This window comes from Streptomyces sp. NPDC048389, from assembly GCF_040706335.1.
GTDB lineage: Bacteria > Actinomycetota > Actinomycetes > Streptomycetales > Streptomycetaceae > Streptomyces.
In genome coordinates this window covers 44432-70612 of the sequence record NZ_JBEZKP010000018.1, presented here as the reverse complement: position 1 = coordinate 70612, position 26181 = coordinate 44432, and the positions used below count along the sequence as shown (strand labels likewise).

Annotated in this window: 24 protein-coding genes; 10 read left to right on the top strand and 14 right to left on the bottom strand. The window is 72.4% G+C overall.

Annotation, left to right across the window (positions count from 1 at the left end; all coding sequences use genetic code 11):
* Positions 1–109: 109 nt before the first annotated feature.
* The 5 genes from AB0903_RS15590 to AB0903_RS15570 all read left to right on the top strand — a co-directional run bounded on the left by AB0903_RS15590 (position 110) and on the right by AB0903_RS15570 (position 3731).
* Positions 110–793: a HemK2/MTQ2 family protein methyltransferase gene (locus AB0903_RS15590; RefSeq protein ID WP_366702950.1), complete on the top strand. Its 684-nt coding sequence runs from the start codon at positions 110–112 to the stop codon at positions 791–793.
* Positions 777–992, top strand: a complete 216-nt coding sequence (locus tag AB0903_RS15585; protein WP_366702948.1) for a CDGSH iron-sulfur domain-containing protein — start codon at positions 777–779, stop codon at positions 990–992. Before AB0903_RS15590 ends, AB0903_RS15585 begins: the two co-directional genes overlap by 17 nt.
* Before the next feature lie 3 nt (positions 993–995).
* Complete coding sequence (locus AB0903_RS15580) at positions 996–2009, top strand: iron-containing redox enzyme family protein (RefSeq protein ID WP_366702946.1); 1014 nt, start codon at positions 996–998, stop codon at positions 2007–2009.
* Between the two features lie 174 nt (positions 2010–2183).
* Positions 2184–2435, top strand: coding sequence for a DUF5133 domain-containing protein (locus tag AB0903_RS15575; RefSeq protein ID WP_366702944.1), 252 nt, complete (start codon positions 2184–2186; stop codon positions 2433–2435).
* Between the two features lie 57 nt (positions 2436–2492).
* Positions 2493–3731 (top strand): aromatic acid exporter family protein, encoded by a 1239-nt coding sequence (locus AB0903_RS15570; RefSeq protein WP_366702942.1) that lies wholly within the window; start codon positions 2493–2495, stop codon positions 3729–3731.
* A 362-nt stretch (positions 3732–4093) separates the two neighbouring features.
* On the opposite strand, the gene AB0903_RS15565 is transcribed toward AB0903_RS15570, so the two are convergent.
* Positions 4094–4786 (bottom strand): GAF and ANTAR domain-containing protein, encoded by a 693-nt coding sequence (locus AB0903_RS15565; protein WP_366702940.1) that lies wholly within the window; start codon positions 4784–4786, stop codon positions 4094–4096.
* A 98-nt stretch (positions 4787–4884) separates the two neighbouring features.
* On the opposite strand from AB0903_RS15565, the gene AB0903_RS15560 reads away from it, so the two are divergent.
* Positions 4885–6087: a PAS domain-containing protein gene (locus tag AB0903_RS15560; RefSeq protein WP_366702938.1), complete on the top strand. Its 1203-nt coding sequence runs from the start codon at positions 4885–4887 to the stop codon at positions 6085–6087.
* Here AB0903_RS15560 and AB0903_RS15555 read toward each other — a convergent pair.
* The 4 genes from AB0903_RS15555 to AB0903_RS15540 form a co-directional block, all read right to left on the bottom strand.
* Positions 6068–6886, bottom strand: coding sequence for a SigB/SigF/SigG family RNA polymerase sigma factor (locus tag AB0903_RS15555; protein WP_366702936.1), 819 nt, complete (start codon positions 6884–6886; stop codon positions 6068–6070). The genes AB0903_RS15560 and AB0903_RS15555 overlap by 20 nt on opposite strands.
* Before the next feature lie 162 nt (positions 6887–7048).
* Positions 7049–7801 (bottom strand): metallophosphoesterase, encoded by a 753-nt coding sequence (locus AB0903_RS15550; RefSeq protein ID WP_366702934.1) that lies wholly within the window; start codon positions 7799–7801, stop codon positions 7049–7051.
* The gene (locus tag AB0903_RS15545; protein ID WP_366702932.1) at positions 7798–8052 is read right to left on the bottom strand and encodes a BON domain-containing protein; all 255 of its coding nucleotides are present in this window, start codon (positions 8050–8052) and stop codon (positions 7798–7800) included. The genes AB0903_RS15550 and AB0903_RS15545 overlap by 4 nt, the downstream gene beginning before the upstream one ends.
* Positions 8039–8776 (bottom strand): nucleotidyltransferase family protein, encoded by a 738-nt coding sequence (locus AB0903_RS15540; RefSeq protein ID WP_366702930.1) that lies wholly within the window; start codon positions 8774–8776, stop codon positions 8039–8041. Before AB0903_RS15540 ends, AB0903_RS15545 begins: the two co-directional genes overlap by 14 nt.
* 415 nt (positions 8777–9191) lie before the next feature.
* Between AB0903_RS15540 and AB0903_RS15535 the strand changes: the two genes are divergently transcribed.
* On the top strand, positions 9192–9590 hold the full coding sequence (locus tag AB0903_RS15535; protein WP_366702928.1) for an STAS domain-containing protein: 399 nt from the start codon (positions 9192–9194) through the stop codon (positions 9588–9590).
* Positions 9591–9604: 14 nt separating this feature from the next.
* A complete protein-coding gene (locus AB0903_RS15530; protein ID WP_366702926.1) occupies positions 9605–10045 on the top strand; it encodes an ATP-binding protein in 441 nt (146 codons plus the stop codon).
* On the opposite strand, the gene AB0903_RS15525 is transcribed toward AB0903_RS15530, so the two are convergent.
* Entirely contained in the window at positions 10011–10982 is a 972-nt protein-coding gene (locus AB0903_RS15525) for a SigB/SigF/SigG family RNA polymerase sigma factor (protein ID WP_366702924.1), read from the bottom strand. The two genes, AB0903_RS15530 and AB0903_RS15525, sit on opposite strands and share 35 nt — an antisense overlap.
* Positions 10983–11672: 690 nt before the next feature.
* Between AB0903_RS15525 and AB0903_RS15520 the strand changes: the two genes are divergently transcribed.
* Entirely contained in the window at positions 11673–14615 is a 2943-nt protein-coding gene (locus AB0903_RS15520; RefSeq protein ID WP_366702922.1) for a HAMP domain-containing protein, read from the top strand.
* Positions 14616–14767: 152 nt separating this feature from the next.
* Here AB0903_RS15520 and AB0903_RS15515 read toward each other — a convergent pair whose 3' ends face one another.
* From AB0903_RS15515 to AB0903_RS15505, 3 genes are all read right to left on the bottom strand, one after another.
* Entirely contained in the window at positions 14768–17080 is a 2313-nt protein-coding gene (locus AB0903_RS15515; RefSeq protein WP_366702920.1) for a SpoIIE family protein phosphatase, read from the bottom strand.
* Between the two features lie 270 nt (positions 17081–17350).
* A complete protein-coding gene (locus AB0903_RS15510) occupies positions 17351–18022 on the bottom strand; it encodes an endonuclease (RefSeq protein ID WP_366702918.1) in 672 nt (223 codons plus the stop codon).
* Positions 18019–19146 (bottom strand): Vms1/Ankzf1 family peptidyl-tRNA hydrolase, encoded by a 1128-nt coding sequence (locus AB0903_RS15505; RefSeq protein WP_366702916.1) that lies wholly within the window; start codon positions 19144–19146, stop codon positions 18019–18021. The genes AB0903_RS15510 and AB0903_RS15505 overlap by 4 nt, the downstream gene beginning before the upstream one ends.
* 101 nt (positions 19147–19247) lie before the next feature.
* Between AB0903_RS15505 and AB0903_RS15500 the strand changes: the two genes are divergently transcribed.
* Positions 19248–19505, top strand: coding sequence for a DUF6158 family protein (locus AB0903_RS15500; protein ID WP_366703035.1), 258 nt, complete (start codon positions 19248–19250; stop codon positions 19503–19505).
* 228 nt (positions 19506–19733) lie between these two features.
* On the opposite strand, the gene AB0903_RS15495 is transcribed toward AB0903_RS15500, so the two are convergent.
* The 5 genes from AB0903_RS15495 to AB0903_RS15475 form a co-directional block, all read right to left on the bottom strand.
* Positions 19734–20297, bottom strand: coding sequence for a type 1 glutamine amidotransferase domain-containing protein (locus AB0903_RS15495; RefSeq protein ID WP_366702914.1), 564 nt, complete (start codon positions 20295–20297; stop codon positions 19734–19736).
* A gap of 2 nt (positions 20298–20299) precedes the next feature.
* Positions 20300–20728, bottom strand: a complete 429-nt coding sequence (locus AB0903_RS15490; RefSeq protein ID WP_366702912.1) for a CBS domain-containing protein — start codon at positions 20726–20728, stop codon at positions 20300–20302.
* Positions 20729–20977: 249 nt separating this feature from the next.
* Positions 20978–21964 carry a methylmalonyl Co-A mutase-associated GTPase MeaB gene (meaB, locus tag AB0903_RS15485; protein WP_366702910.1) on the bottom strand — a complete coding sequence of 329 codons (987 nt, stop codon included), beginning with the start codon at positions 21962–21964 and terminating at the stop codon, positions 20978–20980.
* Between the two features lie 4 nt (positions 21965–21968).
* Positions 21969–24176 carry a methylmalonyl-CoA mutase gene (scpA, locus tag AB0903_RS15480; RefSeq protein WP_366702908.1) on the bottom strand — a complete coding sequence of 736 codons (2208 nt, stop codon included), beginning with the start codon at positions 24174–24176 and terminating at the stop codon, positions 21969–21971.
* A complete protein-coding gene (locus AB0903_RS15475; protein WP_366702906.1) occupies positions 24176–26068 on the bottom strand; it encodes a methylmalonyl-CoA mutase family protein in 1893 nt (630 codons plus the stop codon). The genes scpA and AB0903_RS15475 overlap by 1 nt, the downstream gene beginning before the upstream one ends.
* Between the last annotated feature and the right edge of the window lie 113 nt (positions 26069–26181).

Below are 26181 nucleotides of genomic sequence, written 5' to 3'. Positions count from 1 at the left end.
GGCGGGCGGGACCGAAACGGATGAAATCGGCGACACGGGGCACCCGGGGATCAAGAAGCCGCCGGGTGGCCTCGGAGGCCGCCCGCACATCAAGCCGAGGGAGCTGCGGATGACCGGTGTGCTGGGAGTGGATCGGAGCGCCGACGCGCTCGTGCTCGCCCCGGGGGTCTACGCCCCGCAGAGCGACACGCGTCTGTTGGCGGACGCGCTCGCACGCGAACCGCTGAGACCCGGCGCAGAGGTGCTCGACGTCGGAACCGGCACCGGAGCCCTGGCGCTGGCCGCCGCCCGCCGCGGCGCCCGTGTCACGGCCGTCGACAGGTCCCGGCGCGCCGTCGCGGCCACCAGGCTCAACGCGGCACTGGCTCGTCAGCGGGTGCGTGTGCTGCGCGGTGATCTGCTGGCCCCGGCGGCGGGAAGGCGCTTCGACCTGATCGTGTGCAACCCGCCCTATGTGCCCGCGCCAAGCCCCGGAGTGCCGCGACGCGGTGCGGCGGTCGCCTGGGACGCGGGGCACGACGGAAGGGCGGTGCTGGACCGGCTCTGCGACGGTGCGGCCGGACTGCTGCACCCGTCGGGCGCCCTGCTCCTCGTGCACTCGGCGCTCAGCGGGGTGCGGGCCACCCTGGACCGGCTGCACGCCGGCGGACTCGACGCCGACGTCGTGGAGCGCCACGTCGTTCCCTTCGGGCCCGTGCTGCGCTCGCGTGCCGACTGGTTGGAGCGCCGGGGGCTGGTCGTGCCCGGTGAGGAGAAGGAAGAGCTGGTGATCATCCGTGCCGAACGACTCTGAGGAACGAACCGTCCGGGCGCCCTGCCGGGTGACCGTGACCCGGGAGGGCCCGATGCTCGTGGAGGGGCCCGTGGAGGTCGTGCTCGAGGACGGGACCACCGTGCGGTCCGACCGGTTCGCCGTGGCGCTGTGCACCTGCCGGCGGAGCCGGACGTACCCCTGGTGCGACACCAGTCACCGCCGGCGCGGCAGGAGGTGAACGATGGCGGACCATGCCCCCGAACCGAGGACCGGCCCGGAGGGTGAACTGCCCGGCGCACGCGGTGAACTGTCGCAAGGCGTGCTGACCGCCCTGAGCGGCCCCGCAGGCAGCCCCGTGCCCGGTTCCCACGGCGCTCGGAGTGCCGACCCCTTCGGCGACGATCTGCACCTCGCTCTCTACCTCTGCTACGAGTTGCACTACCGGGGCTTCTGCGGGGTCGACCCGGCCTGGGAGTGGGAGCCCGGCCTGCTCGGCCTGCGCGCGGCGATGGAACGACGCTTCCTCGCGGCACTCCGGGAACAGACCGCGGGCCTTCCTGACGTCCACGACGCCCTGGACGGACTACTCGTGGAACCCGTCGACGGCACAGGCGTGTCGTACTTCCTCAAGGACGAGGGAGAGCTGTGGCAGCTGCGCGAGTACGCGGCCCAGCGATCCCTCTACCACCTCAAGGAGGCCGATCCGCACGCCTGGGTCATCCCGCGGCTGCGCGGGAGGGCCAAGGCGGCCTTCGTGGCGGTGGAGTTCGACGAGTTCGGCGGCGGACGCGCCGAGCGGGTGCACGCCCGGCTGTTCGCCGACCTGATGGCCGACCTCGGGCTCGACACCGCCTACGGCCGCTACCTCGACGTCGCCCCGGCCGAGATGCTCGCAACCGTCAACCTGATGTCGCTCCTCGGGCTGCACCGGGCCCATCGAGGCGCCCTGGTGGGGCACTTCGCCGCCGTGGAGGTGACCTCGTCGCCCGGGTCCCGGCGGCTCGCGGAGGCGATGCGCCGCACCGGAGCCGGGCCGGCCGCCGAGCACTTCTACGCGGAACACGTGACGGCGGACGCCGTGCACGAGCAGATCGTACGCCGGGACGTCATCGGCGGGCTGCTGGCCGACGAGCCGTCGCTCGCCCCCGACATGGCCTTCGGGATCGCCGCCACGAGCCGGCTGGAGGACCGGCTCTCCGACCGGCTCCTGGCAGCCTGGCGAAACGGTTCGACCAGCCTGCGGGCACCGCTGTGAACCATGCGGCACACCCTGGAAGCGGGGCTTCCGGCGCGCCGCGGCGCTTCCCCGCACCGACGACTACCTACAGTAGCCAGCTGTGTGGCGGACTGGACCGCTCCGGTTCACAATGAGGCACCGGACGGACCTCGCTCCGCCGTGTCAGGGGGCCGCATAAACCGGGAGACCACGATGCTGATGCCCGACACGAGTGTGATCACCAGGCTGATTGCCCGCTACCGGGCGCAGGAACATTGCGTACTCGCCGCTCCCCATGACGAGTCCGCCCGGAGACGGTTCGAGGACACGGCCTACACACTGTGCGTGCTCATGTGCGAGCGCACGGCCCGTGAAGCACTGCTCGCGGCGGAGAGGTACGTGGGCCGCCGGATCCGGCAGGGCACCCAGACCGTGGGGGAGGGGGCGGCATCCGGCGGGCGCTGAGGGGGGCCTGGCGCTACGGCGCAGGGCGTCCGGGCGAGGAAGCGGGGAAGGACCGAGGTGTCTGAGGTTGGCTCGAGGCTTCGCGCACCGGTGGCCGGCATCGTCAGCCGGCGCAAGGAGCCGGCCGTCGTGCAGACGCTGCGGTCGGCCGCGGCGGCGACCATCTCCTACGTGGTCGCCCTGCATGTGGTGAACAGTCAGGTTCCCCCGCTCACCGCCCCGCTGACCGCGCTCCTCGTCGTCCAGGTCACCCTCTATGCCACGCTCACCACGGGGGTGCGCCGGGTGAACTCCGTCGTCGTCGGAGTGCTCATCGCCATCGGCTTCAGCGCGCTGGTCGGACTCTCGTGGTGGAGCCTCGGGCTGATCATCCTGGCCTCCCTGGTCGTCGGCAGATTCGTTCGCGTCGACGAGTTCGTCCCCGAGGTCGCGATCAGCGCCATGCTCGTGCTCGGCGTGACACAGGTGGGCGACGCCGCCTGGGACCGGGTGCTGGAGACACTCATCGGTGCCGTCGTGGGCCTGCTGTTCAACGTCCTGCTGGTGCCGCCGGTCTGGGTCGAGGCCGCCGGGGACTCGATCGAGGACCTCGGGCGGCGCATGCGGCAGCTGCTGCTGCACATCGGTGAGGAGCTGACGACCCACACCCCGGTCGAGCGGGCCGCCGCACGGCTCCACGAGGCGCGCAGGATCGACAACGACATCGCCGACGTGGACGCCGCGCTGAGGCAGGCCGAGGACAGTCTCCGCTTCAACCCGCGCGTCAAGGAAGGGCTGTTGCACCGCATCGTGCTGCGTACCGGCCTCGACACGCTGGAAATCTGCGCCGTCGTGCTGCGGGTGCTGGCCCGAACCATCACCGACCTGGCCAAGGAACGCAGGGAGGAGGACCTGTTCGGCCACGAGGTCGGCGTCGCCCTCGAGGAACTCCTCGCCCATGTCGCCGACACACTCGTCAGCTTCGCCGTCCTGGTCACCACCCAGACCAGTGAGAGCGCCGACGCCGCCGAGGAGCGGCTCACCGGTGAGCTGGCCGCCGCCCGCAGCAGCCGCGACAACGCCGCGGAACTGCTGCTCCAGGGTGTCCAGCGGCTGCCGCGACAATGGCAGCTGCACGGCGCGCTGCTCACGGAGATCGACCGCATCCTCGACGAGCTGGACATGGACCACCGCTCCCGCCGCCTCATGGAGGAGCTCGACCGCCACACCCGGGAACGCCGGGAGAAGCGGCCGCGGCTGTCCGGGCTCCGTGACTGGCTGTGGGGCAGGACCCCGCTCGGAAACTCCGCCCGCTGACCTGGGGCGCGACGGCACACGGTCCGGCCGGGCCCCCGCTGCGCCAGCCGGGGGCCGGCGACCGCGGCGCGAGCAGGACCCGTCCGCCGGACGGGCGGGACCCGGCTCAGCCGGAGGGCCAGGTCCTGCGGCGGCACCCCGTGGTCCAGCCGGGCGAGCCGCGGCGACAACACCTTCAGGGGAGCGGCGGTGACGTCCTCCCCGGAACAGCGGTGTCCGGTGGACGCGTCGCCGCCGCCCTGCGGGATGGGCAGCTCGCTCCCCGCGTGCCCGCCGCCGCCGAAGCGCCGGGTCGAAGACGTACGGGTCGGGCCACGCGCACCCACCACGGCTTCGGAAGGCGCCGATTCATCCCCGTACGGTCACTCCGTGCGCTGCTGATCCCGCAAGCCGCGGCCCCTGTTGCGGACGATCTCCTCGGCCACGGCGCTCAGCTTGCGGTTGGTCCGCTGCGAGAACCGCCGCAGGACGTCGAACGCGTCCGCGGGCCCGCAGCCGAGGGCGTGCATCAGGATGCCGCTGGCCTGGTCGATCACGGCACGCGAGTCCAGCGCCGTCTCGAGCTGGTTCACCTGGGCGAGGGCCGTCCGGTAGTGGTGGTCGCGCACCAGTTGCTGGGCGAACTGCTCGCCCAGCACCACGACCGGGTGGAGGGCCGGTTGCGCGAACGCTCCCGGCCGGAAGCTGTAGAGACTCAGCGTCAGCTCGACCTCACTTCGGCGGAACGGCACCGTGACACTGGACCTGATGCCGGAATCCAGGGCCGCGGCCCGGTATGCGGGCCAGCGCTCCTCGCCGAGCAGGTCGGCGGCGGCGACGGGCTCACCGGCGTCCAAAGCGCTCGAGGTCGGCCCCTGGCCCGAGGCGAACTCGACCGAGAGCAGCATGGTCAGATCGGGGTGCGTGGCCGCGGCGCGGCGATCGGACGCGCCGTCGGCGACCGTGGCGGCAGCGCCGCAGCAGCTGTCCACGCACCGCATCACCGCCTCACTGAAGTCCGAAAGGTCGCGGGCGGTAGCCGAGGGATCCACGACGGGTTCCGGCGGGGTCACCATGTTCATCCTCCTTCCCGCCGGTGCGGCTGCCCGCCTCGTTTCCGGACAAACCCCTGGCCGGGGACGTGCGGGCGGTGCGGGTCGGTTAGATTCCTCGCATGGCGGAGATCGATGAGTTCGGTGACGACCTTGAGGACTTCGTCCGCCGGGTGGGTGAGCTGCGGGCCGCACGCGGCCTGCCCCCTGAGGAGCAGCAGACGTTGCTGGACGCGACTCTCTTCGAGCTCCAGCACGTCGCCGAGACCCTGTGGCCCAAGTACGAGCAGCTCGCCGGCCAGGGCCCCGCGCGGGCCGCTGCGGACCGAACCGAGCTCCAACTGCTGCGCGCGCTTTTCCAGCGGCTTCCTCTGCCCGTAGCGCTCATGGGCGGTGACACGGTGGTCAGGCGGATGAACCTCGCTGCCACGGATCTCACCGGGGTACGCGCCGGATTCGCCGCCGGCCGGCCGCTGTCCGGGCTGCTCAGGCCCGGCGACCGGGGCGCGCTGCGGTCGCAGGCGGCCGCCGTCGCCCGCGGCGAGGGACCGCGCAGCCTGCGGGTGCGCCTGCAGCACCGGCCCGACGAGACGCTGCACGCCACGCTCACCGCCCTGCGCCCGCCGAACGAGCCGCAGCCGGCCGTGCTGATGGTCCTCCAGTCCGACACGGCCCCCGCCCCGGCGTCGGCACCGGCGCCGGCCGGGGCGGGCGAGCCCGCCCCCGGAGCAGCAGCCCCCGGGACCCGGCTGCGCCGCGCCGACGCCCCCGACCTCGCGGAGGCGGCCGGCCACGCAGCGCGGATGGACCTCCTCGACGCGATGACCACCGTCCTGCTGCGGGCACCCTCCGGCGACGCGGAGGCGGTCCTCGCAGCGGCGGCGGAAGTCCTCGCCGCCCACGGCGCCGACTGGGTCGTCGCCGACCTCGCGACCGGCGGCGCACTGCGCCGAACGGCCGTGCTGGGACCGGAGGGGCACGAGGCCGCCGCACTCGCGGCGCGGATCGCGGCCCAGGACCCCGCCGGCTGTCCGATCGTCGTCGAGAGCGCGGGCGAGGGTTCCCCCGTGCTCCAGGTACGGCCGGACGACCTCGACTCGTTCGGCCGGGACCGGGGCGGTGACTCGGTGCTCGTACAGGCCGACGTCACCTCGCTGATGTGCGTGCCGCTCAGGGAGCCCGGCGAGGGCGGCGTACCGGGGCCCGTTCTCGGCGTGCTGTCGATGTTCCGCAGTGGCAGCACCCCGGCCTTCTCGATGGCGCAGGCACGGGCCTTCGACGTCGTCTCACGGCATGTGGCGCTCGCTATGCGGCGTTCCGCATGAAGCGCTCCTGCGGGGCCTCGTCGCGCATGACCTCGTTCCGCAGCTGATCGCAGCTCCGGCTGATCAGCCGGGAGACGTGCATCTGGGAGATCCCCAGCGTGTGGGCGATGCTGCTCTGGGTCATGTCGCGGAAGAAGCGCATGTAGAGGATGTCCTGCTCCCGCTCGGGCAGCTTGCGCAGACCGGGCTTCACCGCCTCCCGGTCGACGAGCACGTCGAGGGCGGGATCTGCCGAGCCGAGGGTGTCGCTCAGTGAGTAGCCGTCATCGGCACCGGGCAGCTCCGCGTCGAGGGACAGCGCGGTGAAGCTCTCCAGCGCCTCCAGGCCGGCCAGCGCGTCCTCCTCGGAGATTCCGGCACGCTCGGCGATCTCCGCCACCGTCGGGGCGCGCCCCGAGATCGTCTGGACGAGGTCTCGACGGGCGAACCGGACGCGGTTGCGCAGATCCTGCACACGCCGGGGCACATGAAGCGCCCACATGTGGTCGCGGAAATGCCGCTTGACCTCGCCGACGACGGTGGGCACCGCGAAACTCTCGAACGCGCCGCGTGAGGGGTCGTACCGGTCGACGGCCTTGACGAGGCCCAGAGCGGCGACCTGCTGGAGGTCCTCGATGGGCTCGCCCCGGTTGCGGAACCGTCCGGCGATCCGCCGGGCCATCGGCAGCCAGGCCGACACGATCTCCTGGCGCAGTTCCTGCCGCTCCGGGCCGTCGTCCAGTTCGGCCAGCCTGCGGAAGGCTTCCGCGGTGTCGGGAGCGTCGGAATGAGAGTGCTTGGTGTGTGCGAACGTGGGCATGATGTCGCGACTCCCTGGGATCTGGGGGGTTGCCGTGCCGGAATCACTCACCCGGGGAAGACGGACAGGGGCCTGACGCGCCCGGAGTATCCGCTCCCACGGGGCGTGCCTCCTGTCCGAAGCACAATCCGCACCTGCCCGGGCGGCTGGGGCCGAAACCTCTCAGCCGATGGCCGGTACGTCGATGCGTGCCTTCACCGGCAGGTGGTATATCGCGAACGCGTGTCCGATGACGGGCTGGGCGACATTGCGCACCCTCACACCCCCGGCGGTCATCCCGTGCTCGGTGCCCAGGTGTGCGTGGCCGTGCACGGCCAGGTCCGCCTCCGCCTCGTCGATCGCCTCCGCGAGCAGATAGCTGCCCAGGAACGGGTAGATCTCGGGAGGCTCCCCGGCGAGTGTGTCGGGTACCGGCGAGAAGTGCGTGAGGGCGATACGCACATCGCACTCCTGGTCCTGGAGCTCCAGCAGGGAACGCGCCAGAGCGGCCGCGCATCGGCGGCTGTAACGGACGAAGCTCTTCATCTCCGGCTCGCCGAACTCGCCGGCGCTGCGGCCCGCGAAGCCGCCTCCGAACCCCTTCGTACCGGCGATGCCGACCTTGGCGCCGTCGACGCCGAGCACCGTCCCCCCGCCTTCGAGGACCGTTGCACCGGCGCGCTCCAGCACGTCCGTCACGTCGTCCTGGAGGTCGCTGTGGTAGTCGTGGTTGCCCAGCACGGCGACGACCGGCACGGGCAGCCCCTTGATCTCGGCGGCCACCACCTCCGCCTCCTCGACCGTGCCGTGCCGGGTCAGGTCCCCGGCCAGCAACAGCACGTCGGCGCAGTCGCCGAGCGTTTCCCACGCGGGGCGCAGCAGGCCCCGGCTGTCGGGTCCCAGGTGGATGTCTCCCACGGCGGCAACACGGATCACTCGAGCTCCTCGGGCCGTTCGGGGGCCGTCGCACAGGCGACCGTGAGGTCGGCCCGCACCGGCAGCCCGCCGAGTTCGGTCTCTGCGATGCGCAGGATCTCGGTCCTGCACGCGGCGGTGGAGACGGTGCCCCACAGGTGCACGTATCCACCGCGCATGTCGATCCGGACCCCCAGTTCGGAGATGTCGTCGCCGGTGAGACGGTCGCGCAACCGCTCGATCCGGTACTCGGATGCCTCAGGGTCCTTCATGGGGCGCCTCCTCCGGGGTCCTGCGCTCCCGGGCCGGTGCCGCCGTTGCCCCGGTCTCCCGCGGGGGGACGACGTCCAGGCGCTCCAGCAGGTAGAGGAACGCGTCCGGCATGGGCGAGGCCGAGTGGTCACGGCGCAGCCGGTCCCAGTCGACACGTTCGCGCAGCGCTCTGGCGACCGGGAGCAGCGCGCCGAAGTCGCAGTGGTGCTCGGACAGTGCCGTGAGCCGGCTCTCCAGCAGGTCGGTGGGGGCGAGCACCGGCATGTGCACGGAGTCGACAGGGAGGATCTCGGCCCGGTCGAGCATGTCCTTGGTGACCGGACGGTGGGCCAGCTCGAAGATCAGGTCGATCTCCTCGCCGCCGGCCCTCGCCTTCATCAGCCAGTCCTCGGGCGGGGAGACGACCTGTATACCGCCCGCGACGAGCGTCTGCACCACGCTTTCCGCGTCCTGCCGGCGCAGACAGAAGTCGGAGTCGTGCTGCAGCCGGGTCGGGACACCGTGTGCGTAGGCGGCGACGCTGCCCACCAGCGCGAACGGGTATCCCGACGCCTTGAGCAGCGCGCCGACCTGTTTCGTCGCCTGCAGGATGGCCTGGGTGTGGTCCTGTGGCAGCTCGTCCGGGGCGCTCGCGCCCACCGGTTCCGCCGCATCGAGGCCCTCGTACGGCCCGGAGGCCGGAAGCAGAGTCTCCGGCCGGGCCGTGTCCCGGGTGTGGTTCATCGCCGGTGCTCCGTCCTCGATCCGTCGGAGATTTTCGGGACTTCCCCTCCCACGCACGGCGTGAGCACATTGCCGTGAGGACACGACAGGTACCCCGTTGACGGCAATTGATCCGTGTTCGGGGGCCGCGGTCCGCCGGGCGGCAAAGGCCACGTCGGGCCCGCACGGCGCAGACCGGTGTGGCATGGCATGGCGTGTCGCGGGGCGGTGCGGCGGGCCGGTGTGGCATGGCGTGGCATGTCGTGGGGCGGTGTGGCGGGCCGGTGTGGCATGGCATGGCGTGTCGCGGGGCGGTGTGGCGCCGGGTGGGGCGGGTACCCGACCCCCCGGGCAGTCGCGGTTTGCAGCAGTCGGGTCGGCAGCCGTGGTGCCCGTTGGGCACCGGAGCCCAACCAGCGTCGAGGAGGCGGAGGCCATGCTCTCGGGAGCGACCAGGCAGTCGGGGGATGAGCCGGCCGCAGGCGGCGAGCACTTCGGCGTCGTGACCAGGCAGCGGGGCGGCACGGTCGTCCTCTCCCTCAGCGGGGAGTTGGACCACGACACCGCCGAGCCGCTGCGGAGAGCCCTCGCGCAGCAGGTGCGGGCGGGCGCCAAGCGGATCCTCGTCGACTGCGGCGGTCTGCACTTCTGCGACTCCACGGGGCTGAACGTTCTGCTGCACGCGCGGTTGGACGCCCAGGAGACGGACGGACGGGTGGACCTGGCCGCGCTGCGGCCACCCGTCGCCCGCATGTTCGAGATCACCGGGGCGCACGCGGTGTTCCAGGTGTACGCCGGCGTGGAGGAAGCGCTGGCCGACGAGCGGTCCCTCTGACCAGGGGAGGGTTGATGAGCACGGGCCACGCCCAGACTCGCCGCCTCGCCCTTTTCGGCACGAAAGGCGTGGTGAGCCGGTGCCGTGACTTCACCGAGCAGGCACTGGCCGACTGGGGGTGGCATGCGGCAGGACCGGAGGCGGAGGACGACGTCGTCGAGGATGTCCTGCTGCTCGTCTCCGAGCTGGTGACCAACGCGTGCCTGCACGCAGGAGGGCCCAGGGAGCTGACGCTCAGCCACTCGGGCGGGCGGCTGCGCGTCGAGGTGGCCGACGGCAACCCGCGGCCGCCCGCCCGCAGGACGCAGAGCGACCTCACGCAGCCGGGCGGCCACGGCCTGATCATCCTGGAGCGGCTGGCGCAGCACTGGGGCTCCGCTGCCCGTGGCAGCGGCAAGGTGGTCTGGCTCGAGGTGCGGCTCAGTCCTGGTCCGCGGCCGGGGCGTCGTCCATGATACCGGCGCGCAGCTCCTGGAGGATGCGCGCGAGAAGACGTGACACGTGCATCTGAGAGATGCCGAGCCGCTCGCCGATCTCGGACTGGGTCAACTCTTCGCGGAAGCGCAGTGACAGGATCAGCCGGTCACGCTCGTCCAGGTCGGCGATCAGTGGTTTGAGCGCTTCCAGGGAGTCGATGAGGTCGAAGGCGGGGTCCTCCCTGCCGAGGCGCCGGGTGACGGCGTTCGTCGCCTCTTCCTCGTTCACCGTGGCGTCGAGGGACTGAGCCGTGTAGCCGTTGGACGCGCACTCGCCCTCGAGCACCTCCTCCTCGCTGACGTTCAGGTACTCGGACAGCTCCGCGGTCGTCGGCCTGCGTCCCAGTTGCTGTTCCAGCAGGTCGAGCGCCTTGGCGAGGTCGATCCGTAGCTCCTGGAGCCGGCGCGGCACCCGGACCGACCAGCTCGAGTCCCGGAAGAAGCGCTTGACCTCGCCGACCACGGTCGGCAGTGCGAAGGAGGCGAACTCGACCTCACGTTCGATGTCGAACCGGTTGATCGCCTTGATCAACCCGATGGTGCCGACCTGGATGATGTCCTCCATCGGCTCGGCCCGGCCCGCGAACCGGAGCGCCGCGAACTTGACGAGGCTCAGATTCAGCTCGACGAGCGTATTGCGGACGTAGGAGTGCTCCGAAGTGCCCTCTTCGAGGGTTGCCAGCCGCTCGAACAACGCCGTCGACAGTGTGCGGGCGTCCATCGGGCTGACGGAGCGCGGGTCGAGGATCTCCGGCAGGCCGGCCGGTACGCCGCGCCGGGGCGTTCCGAGGCGCGCAGGGACGACGGTGGTGGCCGCCGGGGCCGCTGTGCGGTCCCGGGCATGCGCGCGGCCCGGGGCTTCTTCTGTCCCCGGTGCCGTACGGGCGGATGGGCGGGTGTGTGCGGAGCTGGACATCGAGGCTCCTTCGACGGGGCGGAGGCCGGCGCTGTCGGCTGCAGCGGGACCGTCGGTCGAGCGCTTATGTACCAATAATTCCCATTGGAGGGGCTTTGAAGCAATTCCACGGGGGCACCGGTCCGGCATGGGGCAGGCACCCACCGCTGTCACGGCTCTCCCGCCGCTTCGCGCTGGACGGTGGACAGGGCGTGGTGGGGCGGCGCCGTGACCTGACCCGCCAGGGGCTGGACGAGCGGTTTCGTCCCCTCCGGAGCCGCCGTGCGCGTCCTGGTCGAGGGCGTGCTGCTGCATGTCTCCGCAGTGGTCACCGATGCGTGCACGCATCGGTGGCGCTCCGTACGAGCAGAGGATCGACCGGGGCCCGGCCGAATCCGGGCCCATGGGAGCGATACCAGCCCCGTCCGGCCGCGCCCGCACGGCCCGCACCGGCCGGACCGGGCCTTCGGGCACGGCCTTCCTCTGGCGGAACGCCTCTCCGACGAGTGGGGATGGGCCTCTCGCGGGACCGGGAAGGCCGTCCGGTTCGCCGTCGCGGTCCGCGTGACGCGCTCCCGCGGCCCCGCCGGACGGACGGGACCGCCGGGGTGTCGTGACGGAGCCCGCGTGCCACAGTGGAGAGGGCCGCGGGCGACGCCGCTCCGGCGGGCAGGCCGCGGCGCCGTACGTCACGACAGCGCGAGGTCTGCGATGGACGCGTCCAGCAGTACCCCCGAGCCCGCACGGGCCCGCCCTCCCGCCGAGCTGAGCGAGGAGGGGCTCAGGAAACTGCTGACCGGGCTCACGGCCGTACGCGACGGGGATCTTTCGGTCCGGCTGCCCTACGACTCCGGGCTGCTCGGCGAGATCGCCGCGATCTACAACGGCATGGTCGACGAACTCTCCCTCGCCACGTCCGAGGTCACCCGGGTGGCCCGGGAGGTCGGCGGGCAGGGCCTGCTCGGTGGTCAGGCCAGGGACCCGCATGCCGGCGGGGTGTGGCGGGAGCTCACCTCCGGCGTCAACACCATGGCGGACAATCTCACGTCCCAGGTCCGCTCCATCACGCAGGTCGCGACCGCCGTGGCCCGGGGCGACCTCACGCAGAAGATCCGGGTCGACGCGCGGGGCGAGATCCTGGAGCTGAAGGAGACCATCAACACGATGGTGGACCGGCTGTCGTCGTTCGCGGAAGAGGTCTCCCGGGTCGCCCGCGAGGTCGGCACCGACGGCAACCTCGGCGGCCAGGCCGATGTCCGAGGGGTCTCCGGCACCTGGAAGGACCTCACCGGCAACGTCAACTCCATGGCGGACAACCTCACCAACCAGGTCCGCAACATCGCCCAGGTCACCACGGCGGTCGCCCGCGGCGACCTGACCCGCAGGATCGACGTCGACGCGCGGGGCGAGATCCTGGAGCTGAAGACCACCATCAACACGATGGTCGACCAGCTCTCCTCGTTCGCCGCCGAGGTGACCCGGGTGGCCCGGGAGGTCGGCAGCGAGGGACGGCTCGGCGGTCAGGCGGCGGTGGAGGGTGTGTCCGGCACCTGGAAGCGACTCACGGAGAACGTCAACGAGCTCGCCGGCAACCTCACCCGCCAGGTGCGTGCCATCGCAGAGGTGACCAGTGCCGTGGCTGAGGGCGACCTCACCCGCTCCATCACCGTCGAGGCCCCCGGCGAGGTCGGCGACCTCAAGGACAACATCAACGCCATGGTCGAGTCCCTGCGGGCGACGATCCGCGCCAACGAGGAGCAGGACTGGCTCAAGACCAGTCTGGCCCGGGTCTCCGGCCTGATGCAGGGCACCAGGAACCTCACCGCGGTCGCCGAGCTGATCATGGACGAGGTGCCGCCCCTGGTCCGCGCCCAGTACGGCGGCTTCTTCCTGGCGGAGCAGAGCGAACAGGACACCGAACTCGTCATGATCGCCTCTTACGGTGCGCAGGACGAACGGAGCGGACAGGGCCGCCGGATACGGCTCGGCCAGTCCCTGGTGGGGCATGCCGCGCGCAGCCGGCGCACCGTCGAGGTCCACGACCTGCCGCCGGGATACGCGACCGTCTTCTCCGGCACCGGCCGGATGGACCCGAGCCATCTGATCGTGCTGCCCGTCGTGGTGGAGGAACAGCTCCTCGGCGTCGTCGAACTCGCCTCCGTGCAGCCCCTCACCGTCCTCCACCGCGACTTCCTCGACCAGCTCATCGAGTCGGTCGGCGTGAACGTCAGCTCGCTGATCGCCAACACCCGCACCGACGAACTGCTCGACCGGTCCCAGCGACTGACCGCGGAACTCAGCACCCGTTCCAGGGAACTCCAGGCCCGCCAGGAGGAGTTGCAGCGCTCGAACGCGGAACTGAAGGAGAAGGCGGCCCTCCTCGCCGACCGCAACCGCGACATCGAGCGCAAGAACCTCGAGATCGAACAGGCCCGGCAGGAACTGGAAGCCCGCGCCCAGCAGCTCTCCCGCACCTCGATGTACAAGTCCGAGTTCCTGGCCAACATGAGCCACGAACTGCGCACCCCGCTCAACAGCCTGCTCATCCTGGCGCAGTTGCTCGCCCAGAACCTCGAGGGGAACCTCACCGAGAAGCAGGTCGACTACGCCGAGGTCATCCACTCCGCCGGCTCCGACCTGCTCCAGCTGATCAACGACATCCTCGACCTGTCCAAGGCCGAGGCCGGCAAGATGCCCGTCCATCCGGCGGCCTTCCCGCTCAGCGGGCTGATGGAGCACGTCGAGGCCACCTTCCGGCCCGTGGCGACCGAGCGGGAGCTCACCTTCGAAATCGTCGCTGAACCGGACGCGCCGCAGTGGCTGACCACCGACGAGGCCCGGCTGCGGCAGGTGCTGCGCAACCTGCTCTCCAACGCCCTGAAGTTCACCGATCAGGGGCGGGTGGAGCTGCGGGTCGGCGTCGCGGGAGAGGAGGAGCTGCCCCCGGCCCTGCGGGGCTCCGGGCCCGTCGTCGCCTTCCGTGTCGTCGACACCGGCATCGGTATCCCCGCAGACCGTCTGGAGAGCATGTTCGGAGCCTTCCAGCAGGGTGACGGGACGACGTCCCGCCACTACGGCGGCACCGGCCTCGGACTGTCCATCAGCCGGGAGGTCGCCCTGCTGCTCGGCGGAGCGGTGGAGGCGCAGAGCACCCCCGGCCGCGGCAGTTGCTTCACCCTGTACCTGCCGGTCCGCCGGCGCGGCTCCACCGAGGCGCAGCCCGCCGACATGGTCCAGGGCGGGGACGACCGCGGCCGGCGGGCCGGAGCGCCGGTGACGGACCGTACGGTCCTGGTGGTCGACGACGACACCCGGAACGTCTTCGCGCTCACCGAACTGCTGGAGAACGAAGGCGTGCGCGTCCTCCGGGCGGACAACGGCAGGGCCGGGATCGAGCTGGTGCGCACCCACCACGAGATCGATCTCGTCGTGATGGACGTGATGATGGCAGGCATGGACGGGTACGCCGCCATGGAGGCCATCAGAAAGGTGCCGCACGCGGCCGGCGTTCCGGTCATCGTGGTGACCGCGAAGGCGATGCCCGAACACCGCGCGGAGGCCCTGGCCGCCGGAGCCGACGACTACGTGTCCAAGCCGGTGGACGCGGACGCACTCGTCGCGAAGATCAGAAAACGGCTCGGACAGGGCGGCTGACCACCGCGTTTCGTCATCGTAGCGGCCGCAGCCCGGGAAGTGGGACGGCCCGCACGGCCCCGGCCCGCGCGGCATCGTCCGGCGCGGCATCGTCCGGTACGGGCGGCGCCTCGGTCGGTACGGGCGGTTTCGCAGTCGACACGGGCCGCGCTTCAGTCGATACGGACGGCGATGAGGCTCGTGTCGTCGTCCGTGTCCCCGGTGGCCGTGCTCAACAGCCGGTCCAGTTGTTCCTCGACCTCGCAGTCCGGGAGCCGCTCCGCCATCTGCCGCAGCGCCGCGAGCCCCTCGTCGAGGCCGTCGTGGCGCCGCTCGATCAGCCCGTCCGTGTAGAGCAGGAGCGTGTCACCGGGGTCCAGTGGCGTCGTCGCCTCCTGATAGACCGGCGCGTGCACGGCGCCGAGCAGAATGTCCTGCGGGGGGTCCAGCAGCGTCGCCGTGCCGCCGCGCAGCAGCAGGATCGGCAGGTGGCCCGCGCTCGCCCAGCGCAGGACGCGGTCCTCCGGGTCGTACAGCGCGCACAGCGCCGTGGCGGTGGGATGCCCGGCCGTGTACAGGGTCACCTCGTTGAGCAACCCCATCAGACGTCCGGGGGACTGGCCGGTGAAGGCGAGACCGCGCAGCGCGTTGCGCAGGGCGATCATGCCGGTGGCCGAGTCGATGCCGTGGCCGGCGATGTCACCGACCGCCATCAGTACCCTCCCGTCGGGCAGCGGCAGGATGTCGTACCAGTCGCCGCCCACCCGGTACTCCCGGGCCGCCGGACGGTAGCGGGCCGCCGCGCTGAGGCCGGGCAGACGGGCCGGCGCCGGCATCTCCGGCACGATCGCCTGCTGGAGCTGGAGCACCAGCCGGTGCCGCAGTGTCGCCTGCGCCCGGACGGCCGTGAGCTGGTCGAATGTCGCCGTGAGCGCCACCTCGGCGTGGTATTCGGCCGAGATGTCCTGGTAGACGCCGGTGATCCCGGAGAGGACCTCCCCGCGCAGCAGCGGCTCCGCGGCGATCCGGACATGACGCAGACCGCCGTCCTCCCGGGCCACCCGTACGACGGCGGTGGTGCCCTTGCGCCGTTCGAGCAGGTCCTTGAGGAGTTCGGCCAGTTCACCCGCGTCGTCGGGGTGCACGCGCGGTCCCAGCTCGGTGAGCGGGAACGGCGCCGTGCCACGGTCCATGCCGAAGATCGCGTACGTCTGCTCCGTCCAGGTCGAGCCTCCCGTGCCCAGGTCGTCCTCGAACAGCGCCAGACCCTGCAGCCTCCCGACGGCGCGCCCCACCGCCGTACGGCGGTCGCTGGACGTGTGCCAGAGCACGACGCTGCGGTCCGTGCCCGCGGGCAGTACCCGCAGGTCCAGCAACTGCCCGCCGGAGCCGGCCCCGTGCTCGGCGGGCAGCCGCGCCGCCCGCTGTGGGGCGGCGGCGTAGTGCGCCCGGCGGGCCATGGCGTCGAGATCGTCGTGGATCAGGGGGAACGCCGCCTCGACCGGCCGCCCCACCGCCTGCCGGGAGGCACCCAGCGCCTCGGCCGCCGGTCCGTTGACATGCTCGACCAGCAGGGCCGCGGTGCGCGGATCGCGCTTCAGCGTCATCGCGGGGTGGACGAGGGCGTCGAGGAGGTCGTCGAGGGCGGGCTCCTCGGAGACCGGTGACGATTCGGCGCCGAGCACCCTCGCCGCGACCTCCACGAGGCCCGTGAGCGCGGCCCGGAGCCGTTCGTCCAGGTCGGCGCTGTCCGGCCAGGCGGCCAGGGCGAGCCCCATGGTCCGCCCCCGCAGCCGCAGCGGGAAGAGGGCACGGGCCGCCCGGTCGGACGGGCCCGGCAGCCTCTCCCCGGCCGGCGTCCCCGTCGGCAGCCACACCGGTGCGCCGTCCGCGAAGGCCGCCCGGATCGGCGCGGGAGCCGCCGGGGGGATCCAGCGCCACTGCGACGCCTCCGACGCGCTCACGCCGGCGCGCCCCGCGAGTTGTAGACAGCCGGACCCGGTCAGCCGCCACAGCCACAATGACTCCACGCCGAGAGGCTCCAGTCCGCCTTCGAGCAGAGTCGTGGCGCCGCTGGACACGGTGTCGGCGGCCTCGGCGGCGGTGACCACCCGCCGCAGCCGGCGCTCCTCGGCGTGCGGCGCAAGCCCGTCCCCGTGCGCCTCCTCCGCCGGGCTTCGCGGGGCCGCGGGCGCGGCGACGGTGACGGCGCCGCCGACACCGTTGACGATGTCGGCGGCGATGTCCTCGAGACCGGCGGCGGCCGACTCGGCGAGACGGGCGAGATAATCACCGGCCTCTGACGGGGAGGTGCGCAGCTGCGCCGCGAGGATCCCGGTGGCCAGATCGGTCAGATGGCGCCGGGCGAGTTCCTCGCGGAGCGCGGCGTTCTCCTCGCTGAGCCGGACCACGAGCGCTCTGGGCTCGCGCTGTCCGCCGTCGGAGGGGGCGGGGCCCTGGGAAGGCGTGATCAGGACCACCCCCATCTCGAGCAGTCGGGCGAACGGACCGGTGGGTGATCGCGCCCGTCAGATTTTACGCGTGCGGCCACCGCCCGGCAGAAGCACGCACGGGCCAGGCACCACACCGGCACCCGGTTCCGGCCATTGACCGGCACCTCACCGGCACCTGCTTGGCCCCCGAACGGCCCGTTCTCGCGCCACGGCGGCGCCACAGCGGTCCCTCGGCCCGTTCACGCGCCACGGCGGACGCCACGGCGGTTCCTCGGTCCGCGCGCGCTCCCACGAGCCCCGGAATCAGGCCGCCGTGCGGTCCTTCGCCGACTCCGCGACGTCCTTGTCCAGCGCGGCCCGCACCAATCCGGCCGCCAGGTGCGCCGGATCCGAGTCGTCCGCGAGCTTCAGCAGTGTGCCCTGGTCGTCTGCGACGCCCAGCCGACGCGCGCCCTGCAGAGCCTTCTCGTCCAGCAGCGGCCCGGCCTCCGGCCACACCGACTGCGCCTCCCGCAGGAAGATGTCCGCCCCGGCGGGACCGATTCCCGGCACCTCCCGCAGGAGCCCGCGCAACTCGCCGACGTCGCCGCCCGCCTTCTCCCGCATGCGGCGCAGATCACCCCCGTACCTCTCGAGGAGGAGCCGCGCCCCGTCGCCGAGCTGCGTGGCCGTGCGTTCGTCGTAACGGCGGTAGCCGCCGCGGCCGAGGGCGTCGACACGGTCCTGCCACGAGGCGTCCAGCATCGCACGAGGGCTGCGCATCCCGGCGTCGCTCAGCTCACGGGCGGCGGCGACCGCCACGGAGGCGCGGATACGGGCGCTGAGCAGGTGGGCGAGCACCAGCAGCCGGTACAGCGGCTGAGGGGTGTCGCGGAGCGTGATCCCGGCCTCCTCCGCGTAGGTACGGCCGTGCTCGTCGAGGAGCGCGTGGAGCACCGCCCGTTGCTGCTCGTCCCGCGGCTGCCGGGGGCTCATGGACGTTCCATCTCGCTGTACGGCCAGCGCAGCAGCGCGCCGAGGCCGCCGACCGGGACGTCGTCGCCGCCGTCGGCCGGTGGCAGGCTCTGCGCCTCCGCACCGGTCACCACGGCGGAGCGCAGCAGCGCGTCGTCCGCGCGGGCCGAGGCGGGCTGCGTGTCGCCCAGGTACTGCGTCTCGGCACGGCGTACGGCCAGCTGGTCGGGCTCGTGGCCGACCCAGACCTCACGGTGGGTTTCCGGCCCGTCGGGCCGTACGAGCAGCTCGGCGATCCGGTGCTCACGCGCCGCCTCCACCAGTGCGGGCACGCCCTCGGCCTTCGCGTCGTGGGCGGAGCGGAACCGGTCCAGCTCCTCTTCGGCCCTGTGGCGCACGTGCTCGTGCCGGGCGTTCTCGAGTTCCTCGTCGAGCAGCCGGGTCGTGGCGCCCTCGGCCCGCCCGCCGTGTTCGGACTCCACCGCGCGGCCCCGCAGAGGACGGGGGAGCTTGTCGTGCACGGCCCGGCGCATCCGCGGGTCGCCCACCAGCACGACCAGATCGGCGCCGACATCCTCGTTGCAGGCGGCGATCGCGGCCGCGACCTCACCGGCGTTCTCCTCCCAGGTGTTCTCGACGCTCTGCTGGAAGTGCCGCTCGGACCAGTCGTCACGCCCGGTGCGGTGTATCGGCCAGTCCTTGCCGTGGGCCTCGCCGGCGGCACGGCTGCCCAGAGGCGTACGCACCTCCAGATCCGCGCCCGTCCGGTCGATGTAGGCGACCAGGCACACCGGTTCGCGGGCGGCGAGGTCGAGCAGCGGCGACACATGCGGCAGCGCGGACCACTTGACGTCGACGGGTGCCGGAGGCCGGGTGGCCAGCGGTGGATCGAGGACCACCTGACCGGCGGTGGCGAACACGGCCCGTCCCGCCCCGCGGGTGGGCCCGGGCCGTGACATCAATGCCTCGTAAACGGCGCGCCCGGTCGCGTCGTCCGCTCCCTGACGGGCGAGGGATTCACACACGTCGCGGGCTTGCAGCTCGCGCCGTGCGGTCGTGGACTCGTTCTCCCAGCCGGTGTCGAGATGAACACTGCCCCATGGGCCGGGACGCTCGTAGAGCGGTGTGAGAAACGAGAGCTGCATGACTTCCTCCCTCGGAGGCCGGATATCGCGTCACGAGCGGGTACCCGTAAGGCCGACCACCACACGCCATGACCAGCACCACTCGGAAGGGGACGGTCGCCGTGAACGAGCACGAGCACGAGCACGGGCAGCGGCACACGGGCGTCGACCCGGCGGAACTCGGCGAACAGGACCTGCTGCGGGAACTCGAGACCATCCACCGCAGCAGGCACGACACACTGCTCTACGGTTCGGCCGCAGCCCTGGAGGCGCACAACGTGCGGATGGCGGACCTGGAGGCGGAGTATCTGCGGCGCCACCCCGAGCGACCCGTCGCGTCCGGCCGCACCCGAGCCGGTGCCCGGTCGCGGCAGCCGTGAGGTCCCGGGTGCCGTGAGGCCCCGGGTGCGGGCGTTTCGGTCGCGGCAGCCGTGAGGCCCCGGCAGCCGTGAGGTCCCGGGTGTGGGCGTTTCGGTCGCGGCAGCCGTGAGCGCGGACGCGGGCGGGGAGGCCCTGGGCCGGGTGAACGCGGGCCGGGGCGGGCGCGCAGCGCCCGCCCCGGCGTCCCGCCGCGATGCCTTTATGCCCGACGCCGTCGGCGGGACCGTTCAGCGGCCCGCGCTCGCCCCCGCACCGGCGAACCTGGCGAACTCCGCGGTGAAGGTCTCGCAGAACGCCTCGAGATCGCCCGGCTTGCGGCTGGTGATCAGCGTGCCGGGCGCGGCGTCGCAGACCTTGACCCGTTCGTCCACCCAGTCGGCGCCCGCGTTGAGCAGATCCGTGCGCAGACTCGGCCAGGAGGTCATGGTGCGTCCGCGCACCACGTCCGCCTCGATCAGCGTCCACGGCGCGTGGCAGATCGCCGCGACCGGCCTGCCCGCGTCGAAGAACGCCTTCACGAACGCGACGGCGTCCTTGTCCATCCGCAGCGCGTCGGGATTGGCGACACCGCCGGGCAGCACCAGGGCGCCGAAGTCGTCCACCGAGGCGTCGGCGGCCACCTGGTCGACGGGGAAGGTGTCCGCCTTGTCGAGGTGATTGAACGCCTGCACCCTGCCGGAACGCGTCGACACCAGCCGCGGCTCGTCACCGGCGTCGGACACCGCCTTCCACGGCTCCGTCAGTTCGACCTGCTCGACCCCTTCCGGGGCCGTCAGAAACGCGATCCGCATGATCAGCTCCTCTCGTTGTTGCCGTCGGCCAGACTGATCTCCGCCAGCGCCGAGCCGGGATCCCGGTCGACGGCCAGATCACCGATGCTCACCACGCCGAGCGGGCGGCCGTCCTCCACCACGGGCAGCCGGCGCACCGCATGGGTGCGCATCAGCCGCACGGCCGACGCCACCGAGTCCTCAGGGGTGACGCACACGGGATCGGGGGTGCACGCGGATCCGGCACTGACACCGACCGGATCGGCTCCCTCGGCCACCGCGCGGAGGGTGATGTCCCGGTCGGTGAGCATGCCGACCACGCGGTCGCCGTCGGCGACCAGTACGTCGCCGATGTCCAGGTCCCGCATCAGCCGTGCCGCCTCGACCAGTGAGGCGTCCGGCCGGACCGCCGCCACACCGGCCGTCATGACTTCTCTCACGATCTCTGCCATCGCTGCTCGCCTTCCAGTGGTGGGGTCCCTGCCGGCCCGTTCCGGGCGGCTGCCGCGGGCCGGGTACCCCGCTCGTCCGGCCGTGACACGGACGGACGGCCGTACGGCGCGGCGATCGGGCGAGGCGATGTTTGGGGCCGCGGGAGACGGGGACCCGGAGATCGGCCGAGCGGCCATGGGATGGGAGAACGGGCCGGGCACGGAGGATCGGCGGACCTCCGTGCCCGGCCCTCCCCGCGGCCTCGCGCTCTATGGCCTCCCGAAGGCGTCGAGGATGCGCTCGGCCGCGAGGGTGGCGGTCAACTCCCCGTTCCGCACCCGCTGTTCGAGACCGGGTGCCAGCTCCCGTACCCCGGGATGCCGGCGCAGCCGGTCCAGCAGGGTGTCGTGGACCATGGCCCATGTCCACTCGATCTGCTGCTCGCGCCGCTTGGCGTCGAGAGCGCCTGCCGCCGACAGCACCGCTCGGTGCTGCTCCAGCCGCTCCCAGACGGTGTCGAGGCCCGCGCCCTCACGGGCGCTGCACGACAGCACCGGCGGGGTCCAAGCGGCGTCCGCCGGGTTCATCAGCCGCAGGGCCCCCGCCAGTTCACGGGCGGCCGAGCGGGCGTCCCGCTCGTGCGGACCGTCGGCCTTGTTGACCGCGATGACGTCGGCCAGCTCCAGCACGCCCTTCTTGATGCCCTGCAGCTGGTCGCCGGTGCGGGCGAGGCTGAGCAGCAGGAACGAGTCGACCATGCCCGCCACGGCGGTCTCCGACTGGCCGACGCCGACCGTCTCCACGAGCACGACGTCGTAGCCGGCGGCCTCCATGACGACCATCGTCTCCCTGGTCGCCCGGGCGACGCCGCCCAGCGTCCCCGAGCTGGGGGAGGGGCGTACGAACGCCGCCGGGTCCACCGCCAGGCGCTCCATCCGGGTCTTGTCACCCAGGATCGAGCCGCCGGTGCGGCTGGACGACGGGTCGACGGCGAGGACCGCCACCCGGTGGCCGAGCCCGGTGAGCATCGAGCCGAGCGCGTCGATGAACGTGGACTTGCCGACGCCGGGCACCCCGCTGATCCCGACCCTCCTCGCGTCCCCCGCGAACGGCAGCAGCTCGGTCAGCAACCGCTGGGCGAGCACCCGGTGGTCGGGGCGGGCCGACTCCACCAGCGTGACGGCGCGGGCGATGTACGCCCGCGAACCGTCACGCACGCCCTTCACATACGCGTCGATGTCGATCGTCGGCGGCATGGGCCTATGACTCGTGGCCGAGCGAGGCGGCCAGCGTCCGCACCAGATCCCTGGCGGCGTCCGGGATGACCGTGCCCGGCGGGAAGACGGCCGCCGCACCGGCCTCGCGCAGCGCGGGGACGTCCTGCGGCGGGATCACCCCGCCCACGACGATCATGATGTCGTCGCGTCCCTCCGCCGCCAGCCGCTCGCGCAGCGCGGGCACCAGCGTCAGATGCCCGGCGGCGAGCGACGAGACGCCGACGATGTGCACGTCCGCCTCGACCGCCTGCCGCGCCACCTCGGCCGGCGTCTGGAACAGCGGGCCGACGTCCACGTCGAAACCGAGGTCGGCGAACGCGGTCGCGATCACCTTCTGGCCGCGGTCGTGACCGTCCTGCCCCATCTTGGCGACCAGGATCCGCGGCCGGCGGCCCTCGTCCTGCTCGAAGGCGTCGACCAGGGCACGGGTCTCGTCCACCGCGGGCGACATACCCGCCTCGTTCCTGTACACGCCCGAGATCGTACGGATCTGGCCGGAGTGCCTGCCGTACACCTTCTCCAGGGCGTCGGAGATCTCACCGACGGTGGCCATGGCACGGGCCGCGTCCACGGCCAGCGCCAGCAGGTTGCCCTCCAGGCCGCCGCCCCGCGCGGGCCCGGCCTCGGCCGCCGCGGTCAGGGCGCGCAGCGCGTCCTGGCAGGCGGTCTCGTCGCGTTCCGCGCGCAACCGCCGCAGCTTCTCGATCTGCTGGGTGCGCACCTGGGAGTTGTCGACCTTGAGCACCTCGATCTGCTCGTCGGTCTCCACCCGGTACTTGTTCACCCCGATCACCGGCTGCCGGCCCGAGTCGATACGGGCCTGGGTGCGGGCCGCGGCCTCCTCGACCCGCAGCTTGGGGATACCGGCGTCGATGGCCTTCGCCATGCCGCCCGCTGCCTCGACCTCCTCGATGTGCTGCCAGGCACGCCGGGCGAGGTCGTACGTCAGCTTCTCGACGTAGGCGCTGCCGCCCCACGGGTCGATGACCCGACAGGTGCCCGACTCCTGCTGGAGCAGCAGCTGGGTGTTGCGTGCGATGCGGGCGGAGAAGTCGGTCGGCAGCGCCAGCGCCTCGTCGAGGGCGTTGGTGTGCAGCGACTGGGTGTGGCCCTGTGTCGCGGCCATCGCCTCGACACAGGTGCGGGTGACGTTGTTGAAGACGTCCTGCGCCGTCAGCGACCAACCGGAGGTCTGCGAATGGGTGCGCAGTGACAGCGACTTGGGGTTCTTCGGGTCGAACCGCTTCACCAGCTTCGCCCACAGCAGCCGCGCCGCCCGCAGCTTGGCGATCTCCATGAAGAAGTTCATGCCGATCGCCCAGAAGAACGACAGCCGGGGTGCGAACGCGTCCACGTCCATACCCGCCGCGACACCCGCCCGCAGATACTCCATGCCGTCGGCCAGCGTGTACGCCAGCTCCAGGTCGGCCGTGGCCCCGGCCTCCTGGATGTGGTAGCCCGAGATGGAGATCGAGTTGTAGCGCGGCATCCTCTGCGAGGTGAACGCGAAGATGTCCGAGATGATCCGCATCGAGGGGCCCGGCGGATAGATGTAGGTGTTGCGGACCATGAACTCCTTGAGGATGTCGTTCTGGATGGTCCCCGCCAGCTTCTCGGCCGGTACGCCCTGCTCCTCCGCGGCCACGATGTACAGCGCGAGCACCGGGAGGACCGCGCCGTTCATCGTCATCGACACGCTCATGCGGTCCAGCGGGATGCCGTCGAACAGCTGCCGCATGTCGTAGATCGAGTCGATCGCCACACCGGCCATTCCGACGTCGCCGGTCACCCGCGGGTGGTCGCTGTCGTATCCGCGGTGCGTCGGCAGGTCGAAGGCGACCGACAGACCCTTCTGGCCGGCCGCGAGATTGCGCCGGTAAAAAGCGTTCGACTCCTCGGCCGTGGAGAATCCGGCGTACTGGCGGATCGTCCAGGGCTGGTTGGCGTACATCGTCGGGTACGGACCGCGCAGATACGGCGCCACGCCCGGATACGTCGAGAGGAAGTCGACGCCCGCCAGATCCCCGTCCGTGTACAGCGGTTTGACCCCGATGCCCTCCGGTGTCTCCCACACCAGCTCACCGGGCTCCTTGCCGGTGGCCGCCTCGACGGCCGCCTGCCACTGCTCCCGATCGGCCGTCCCCGCGGCGGCGGGCCCCAGCTCGATCCCCGTGAAGTCCGGGATGCCCATCACACCACTCCGATCCGGTCGAGGGCCCCGGTGAGCACGGCGACCGCGTCGCCGCCCGCGACGACGAACTCGTCGACCCCGGCCCTCTCGTACGTCTCACGCTGCTCGCCGGGCCGCCCGGCGAGGTACACCCGGCGCGCGCCGGCCGCCTTCAGGGCCCCGGCCACCTCGGCGGCCTGCTCCGCGTAGAGCGCGTCGCTGGAGCAGATGCAGGCGACGGCGGCGCCGCTCGCGGCGAACGCCGCGGCGGCCGAGGCCGCGTCCACGGTCACCGGTTCGTGCACCGGCTCGATACCGCCCGCCTGGAAGAGGTTGGCCGCGAAGCCCGCACGCGCGGTGTGCACAGCGGCCGGGCCGAGCGCCGCGAGGAACACCGCGGGCCGGGCGCCCGTCGCCGCCAGGTGCGCGTCGGAGCGGGCCCGCAGTGCCTCGAACGCCTCGTCGCGGCGGACCACGGGAAGTCCGCCCGCGGGCCTGCGCGGAGCCGGGTCGCGCTCCACCGCCGCCTGCCCCAGCAGCGGGAACTCGCTCACGCCGGTGACTGGTTCGCGGCGGGTGGCCAGCTTCCGGCGGCGGGCCTCCCACGTGGCGCCGATCCGCTCCTCGAGCAGACCGCCGCGCAGCGCTGCGGCCAGGCCGCCCGCACGCTCGATCTCCTGGAACCAGGCCCAGGCCGCCTGCGCGAGCCGGTCCGTGAGCCGTTCCACGTACCAGGAGCCGCCCGCCGGGTCCACGACCCGGCCCAGATGCGACTCCTCGACGAGGATCGTCGACGTGTTGCGGGCGATGCGGCGCGCGAACGCGTCCGGCAGGCCCAGCGCGTGGTCGAACGGAAGCACGGTCACCGCGTCGGCTCCGCCGACACCTGCGGCCAGGGAGGCGACCGTCGTGCGCAGCATGTTCACCCACGGGTCGCGCCGCGCCATCATCACCGTCGACGTCACCGCGTGCTGGCGCTGCGCCCCGGCCGGGCCGGTCGCACCGCACACCTCGGCCACCCGGGACCACAGCCGGCGTGCCGCCCGCAGCTTGGCGATCGTCAGGAACTGGTCGGCGGTGGCCGCGTACCGGAACTCCAGCTGCCCGCAGGCCGCGTCCACGTCCAGCCCCGCGCCGGTCAGCTCACGCAGCCACAGGACGCCGGTCGCCAGCGAGCAGCCCAGCTCCTGGGCGGCGCTCGCCCCGGCCTCGTGGTACGGGAGCGCGTCGACGCTCACCGCGCGCAGATTCGGGTACGACCGGTGGCACAGGGCGGCGAGTTCGGACGCCGCGGCGGTCCCCTCCTCGATGTCCCCGTGGCGGCCGGTGCGCGCGGCGTGGCCCGGCGGATCCGCGCCGAGACGGCCGAGCGCCGCCTCGGGCGCCACACCCCGCTTCTCGAACAGGCCGAGCAGTTCGCGTGCCGCCGCGTCGAAGGCGCCGCCCGCGTCGAGCACCACGGGGGCCAGATCCAGATGGACTCCGTCCAGCGCCGTGGCCAGGTCCTCTACGGGTACGCCGGTCTCACCGGCGGCCAGCCACACGGAGGCGGCGCCGTTCTCCAGGTCGGCCAGCACCGCCTCGTTGGTACGGGCCGCGTCCGGCCGCTCGTGGCGCTGGCGCACGTCCCAGCCCGCCACGGCAGCACCGTGCGGTGTGCCGCCGCGGGTGAACGGCGCGAACCCCGGGAAGCCCGCGGAGCCGGCAGGGTGCGCGTCGTCGCCGGCCGTGTAGAGCGGACGGGTGGTGATCCCGTCCTCCAGGGCCGTGGACAGCGCGTCTTCGGCCGCCGGCCCCGCCGCGTCCTTGCCTGCCTTGCGCAGCACGCCTTCGACCAGGCGCTGCCACTGCTCGTGGTCCGCATCCGGGAATTCGGCGGCCAGTGAGAACCCGTCATCGGGAAGGACCGTCATGCCACGGATCGTAGGTCAGCCACCCAGAGTCACAGCAGGGTGGACGGCTGTGACTTTGCCCTCTCCGGGTTCTCTTGATCCATTGGCCGCCGTGCCCTACCCGCGGCCCGCCG

Coding starts and splice junctions, on each gene's coding strand:
- AB0903_RS15590 (WP_366702950.1), top strand. CDS start 110: ATGACCGGTGTGCTGGGAGTGGATCGGAGCGCCGACGCGCTCGTGCTC.
- AB0903_RS15580 (WP_366702946.1), top strand. CDS start 996: ATGGCGGACCATGCCCCCGAACCGAGGACCGGCCCGGAGGGTGAACTG.
- AB0903_RS15575 (WP_366702944.1), top strand. CDS start 2,184: ATGCTGATGCCCGACACGAGTGTGATCACCAGGCTGATTGCCCGCTAC.
- AB0903_RS15565 (WP_366702940.1), bottom strand. CDS start 4,786: ATGGTGACCCCGCCGGAACCCGTCGTGGATCCCTCGGCTACCGCCCGC.
- AB0903_RS15560 (WP_366702938.1), top strand. CDS start 4,885: ATGGCGGAGATCGATGAGTTCGGTGACGACCTTGAGGACTTCGTCCGC.
- AB0903_RS15555 (WP_366702936.1), bottom strand. CDS start 6,886: ATGCCCACGTTCGCACACACCAAGCACTCTCATTCCGACGCTCCCGAC.
- AB0903_RS15545 (WP_366702932.1), bottom strand. CDS start 8,052: ATGAAGGACCCTGAGGCATCCGAGTACCGGATCGAGCGGTTGCGCGAC.
- AB0903_RS15540 (WP_366702930.1), bottom strand. CDS start 8,776: ATGAACCACACCCGGGACACGGCCCGGCCGGAGACTCTGCTTCCGGCC.
- AB0903_RS15535 (WP_366702928.1), top strand. CDS start 9,192: ATGCTCTCGGGAGCGACCAGGCAGTCGGGGGATGAGCCGGCCGCAGGC.
- AB0903_RS15530 (WP_366702926.1), top strand. CDS start 9,605: ATGAGCACGGGCCACGCCCAGACTCGCCGCCTCGCCCTTTTCGGCACG.
- AB0903_RS15525 (WP_366702924.1), bottom strand. CDS start 10,982: ATGTCCAGCTCCGCACACACCCGCCCATCCGCCCGTACGGCACCGGGG.
- AB0903_RS15520 (WP_366702922.1), top strand. CDS start 11,673: ATGGACGCGTCCAGCAGTACCCCCGAGCCCGCACGGGCCCGCCCTCCC.
- AB0903_RS15515 (WP_366702920.1), bottom strand. CDS start 17,080: ATGGGGGTGGTCCTGATCACGCCTTCCCAGGGCCCCGCCCCCTCCGAC.
- AB0903_RS15510 (WP_366702918.1), bottom strand. CDS start 18,022: ATGAGCCCCCGGCAGCCGCGGGACGAGCAGCAACGGGCGGTGCTCCAC.
- AB0903_RS15505 (WP_366702916.1), bottom strand. CDS start 19,146: ATGCAGCTCTCGTTTCTCACACCGCTCTACGAGCGTCCCGGCCCATGG.
- AB0903_RS15495 (WP_366702914.1), bottom strand. CDS start 20,297: ATGCGGATCGCGTTTCTGACGGCCCCGGAAGGGGTCGAGCAGGTCGAA.
- AB0903_RS15490 (WP_366702912.1), bottom strand. CDS start 20,728: ATGGCAGAGATCGTGAGAGAAGTCATGACGGCCGGTGTGGCGGCGGTC.
- meaB (WP_366702910.1), bottom strand. CDS start 21,964: ATGCCGCCGACGATCGACATCGACGCGTATGTGAAGGGCGTGCGTGAC.
- scpA (WP_366702908.1), bottom strand. CDS start 24,176: ATGGGCATCCCGGACTTCACGGGGATCGAGCTGGGGCCCGCCGCCGCG.
- AB0903_RS15475 (WP_366702906.1), bottom strand. CDS start 26,068: ATGACGGTCCTTCCCGATGACGGGTTCTCACTGGCCGCCGAATTCCCG.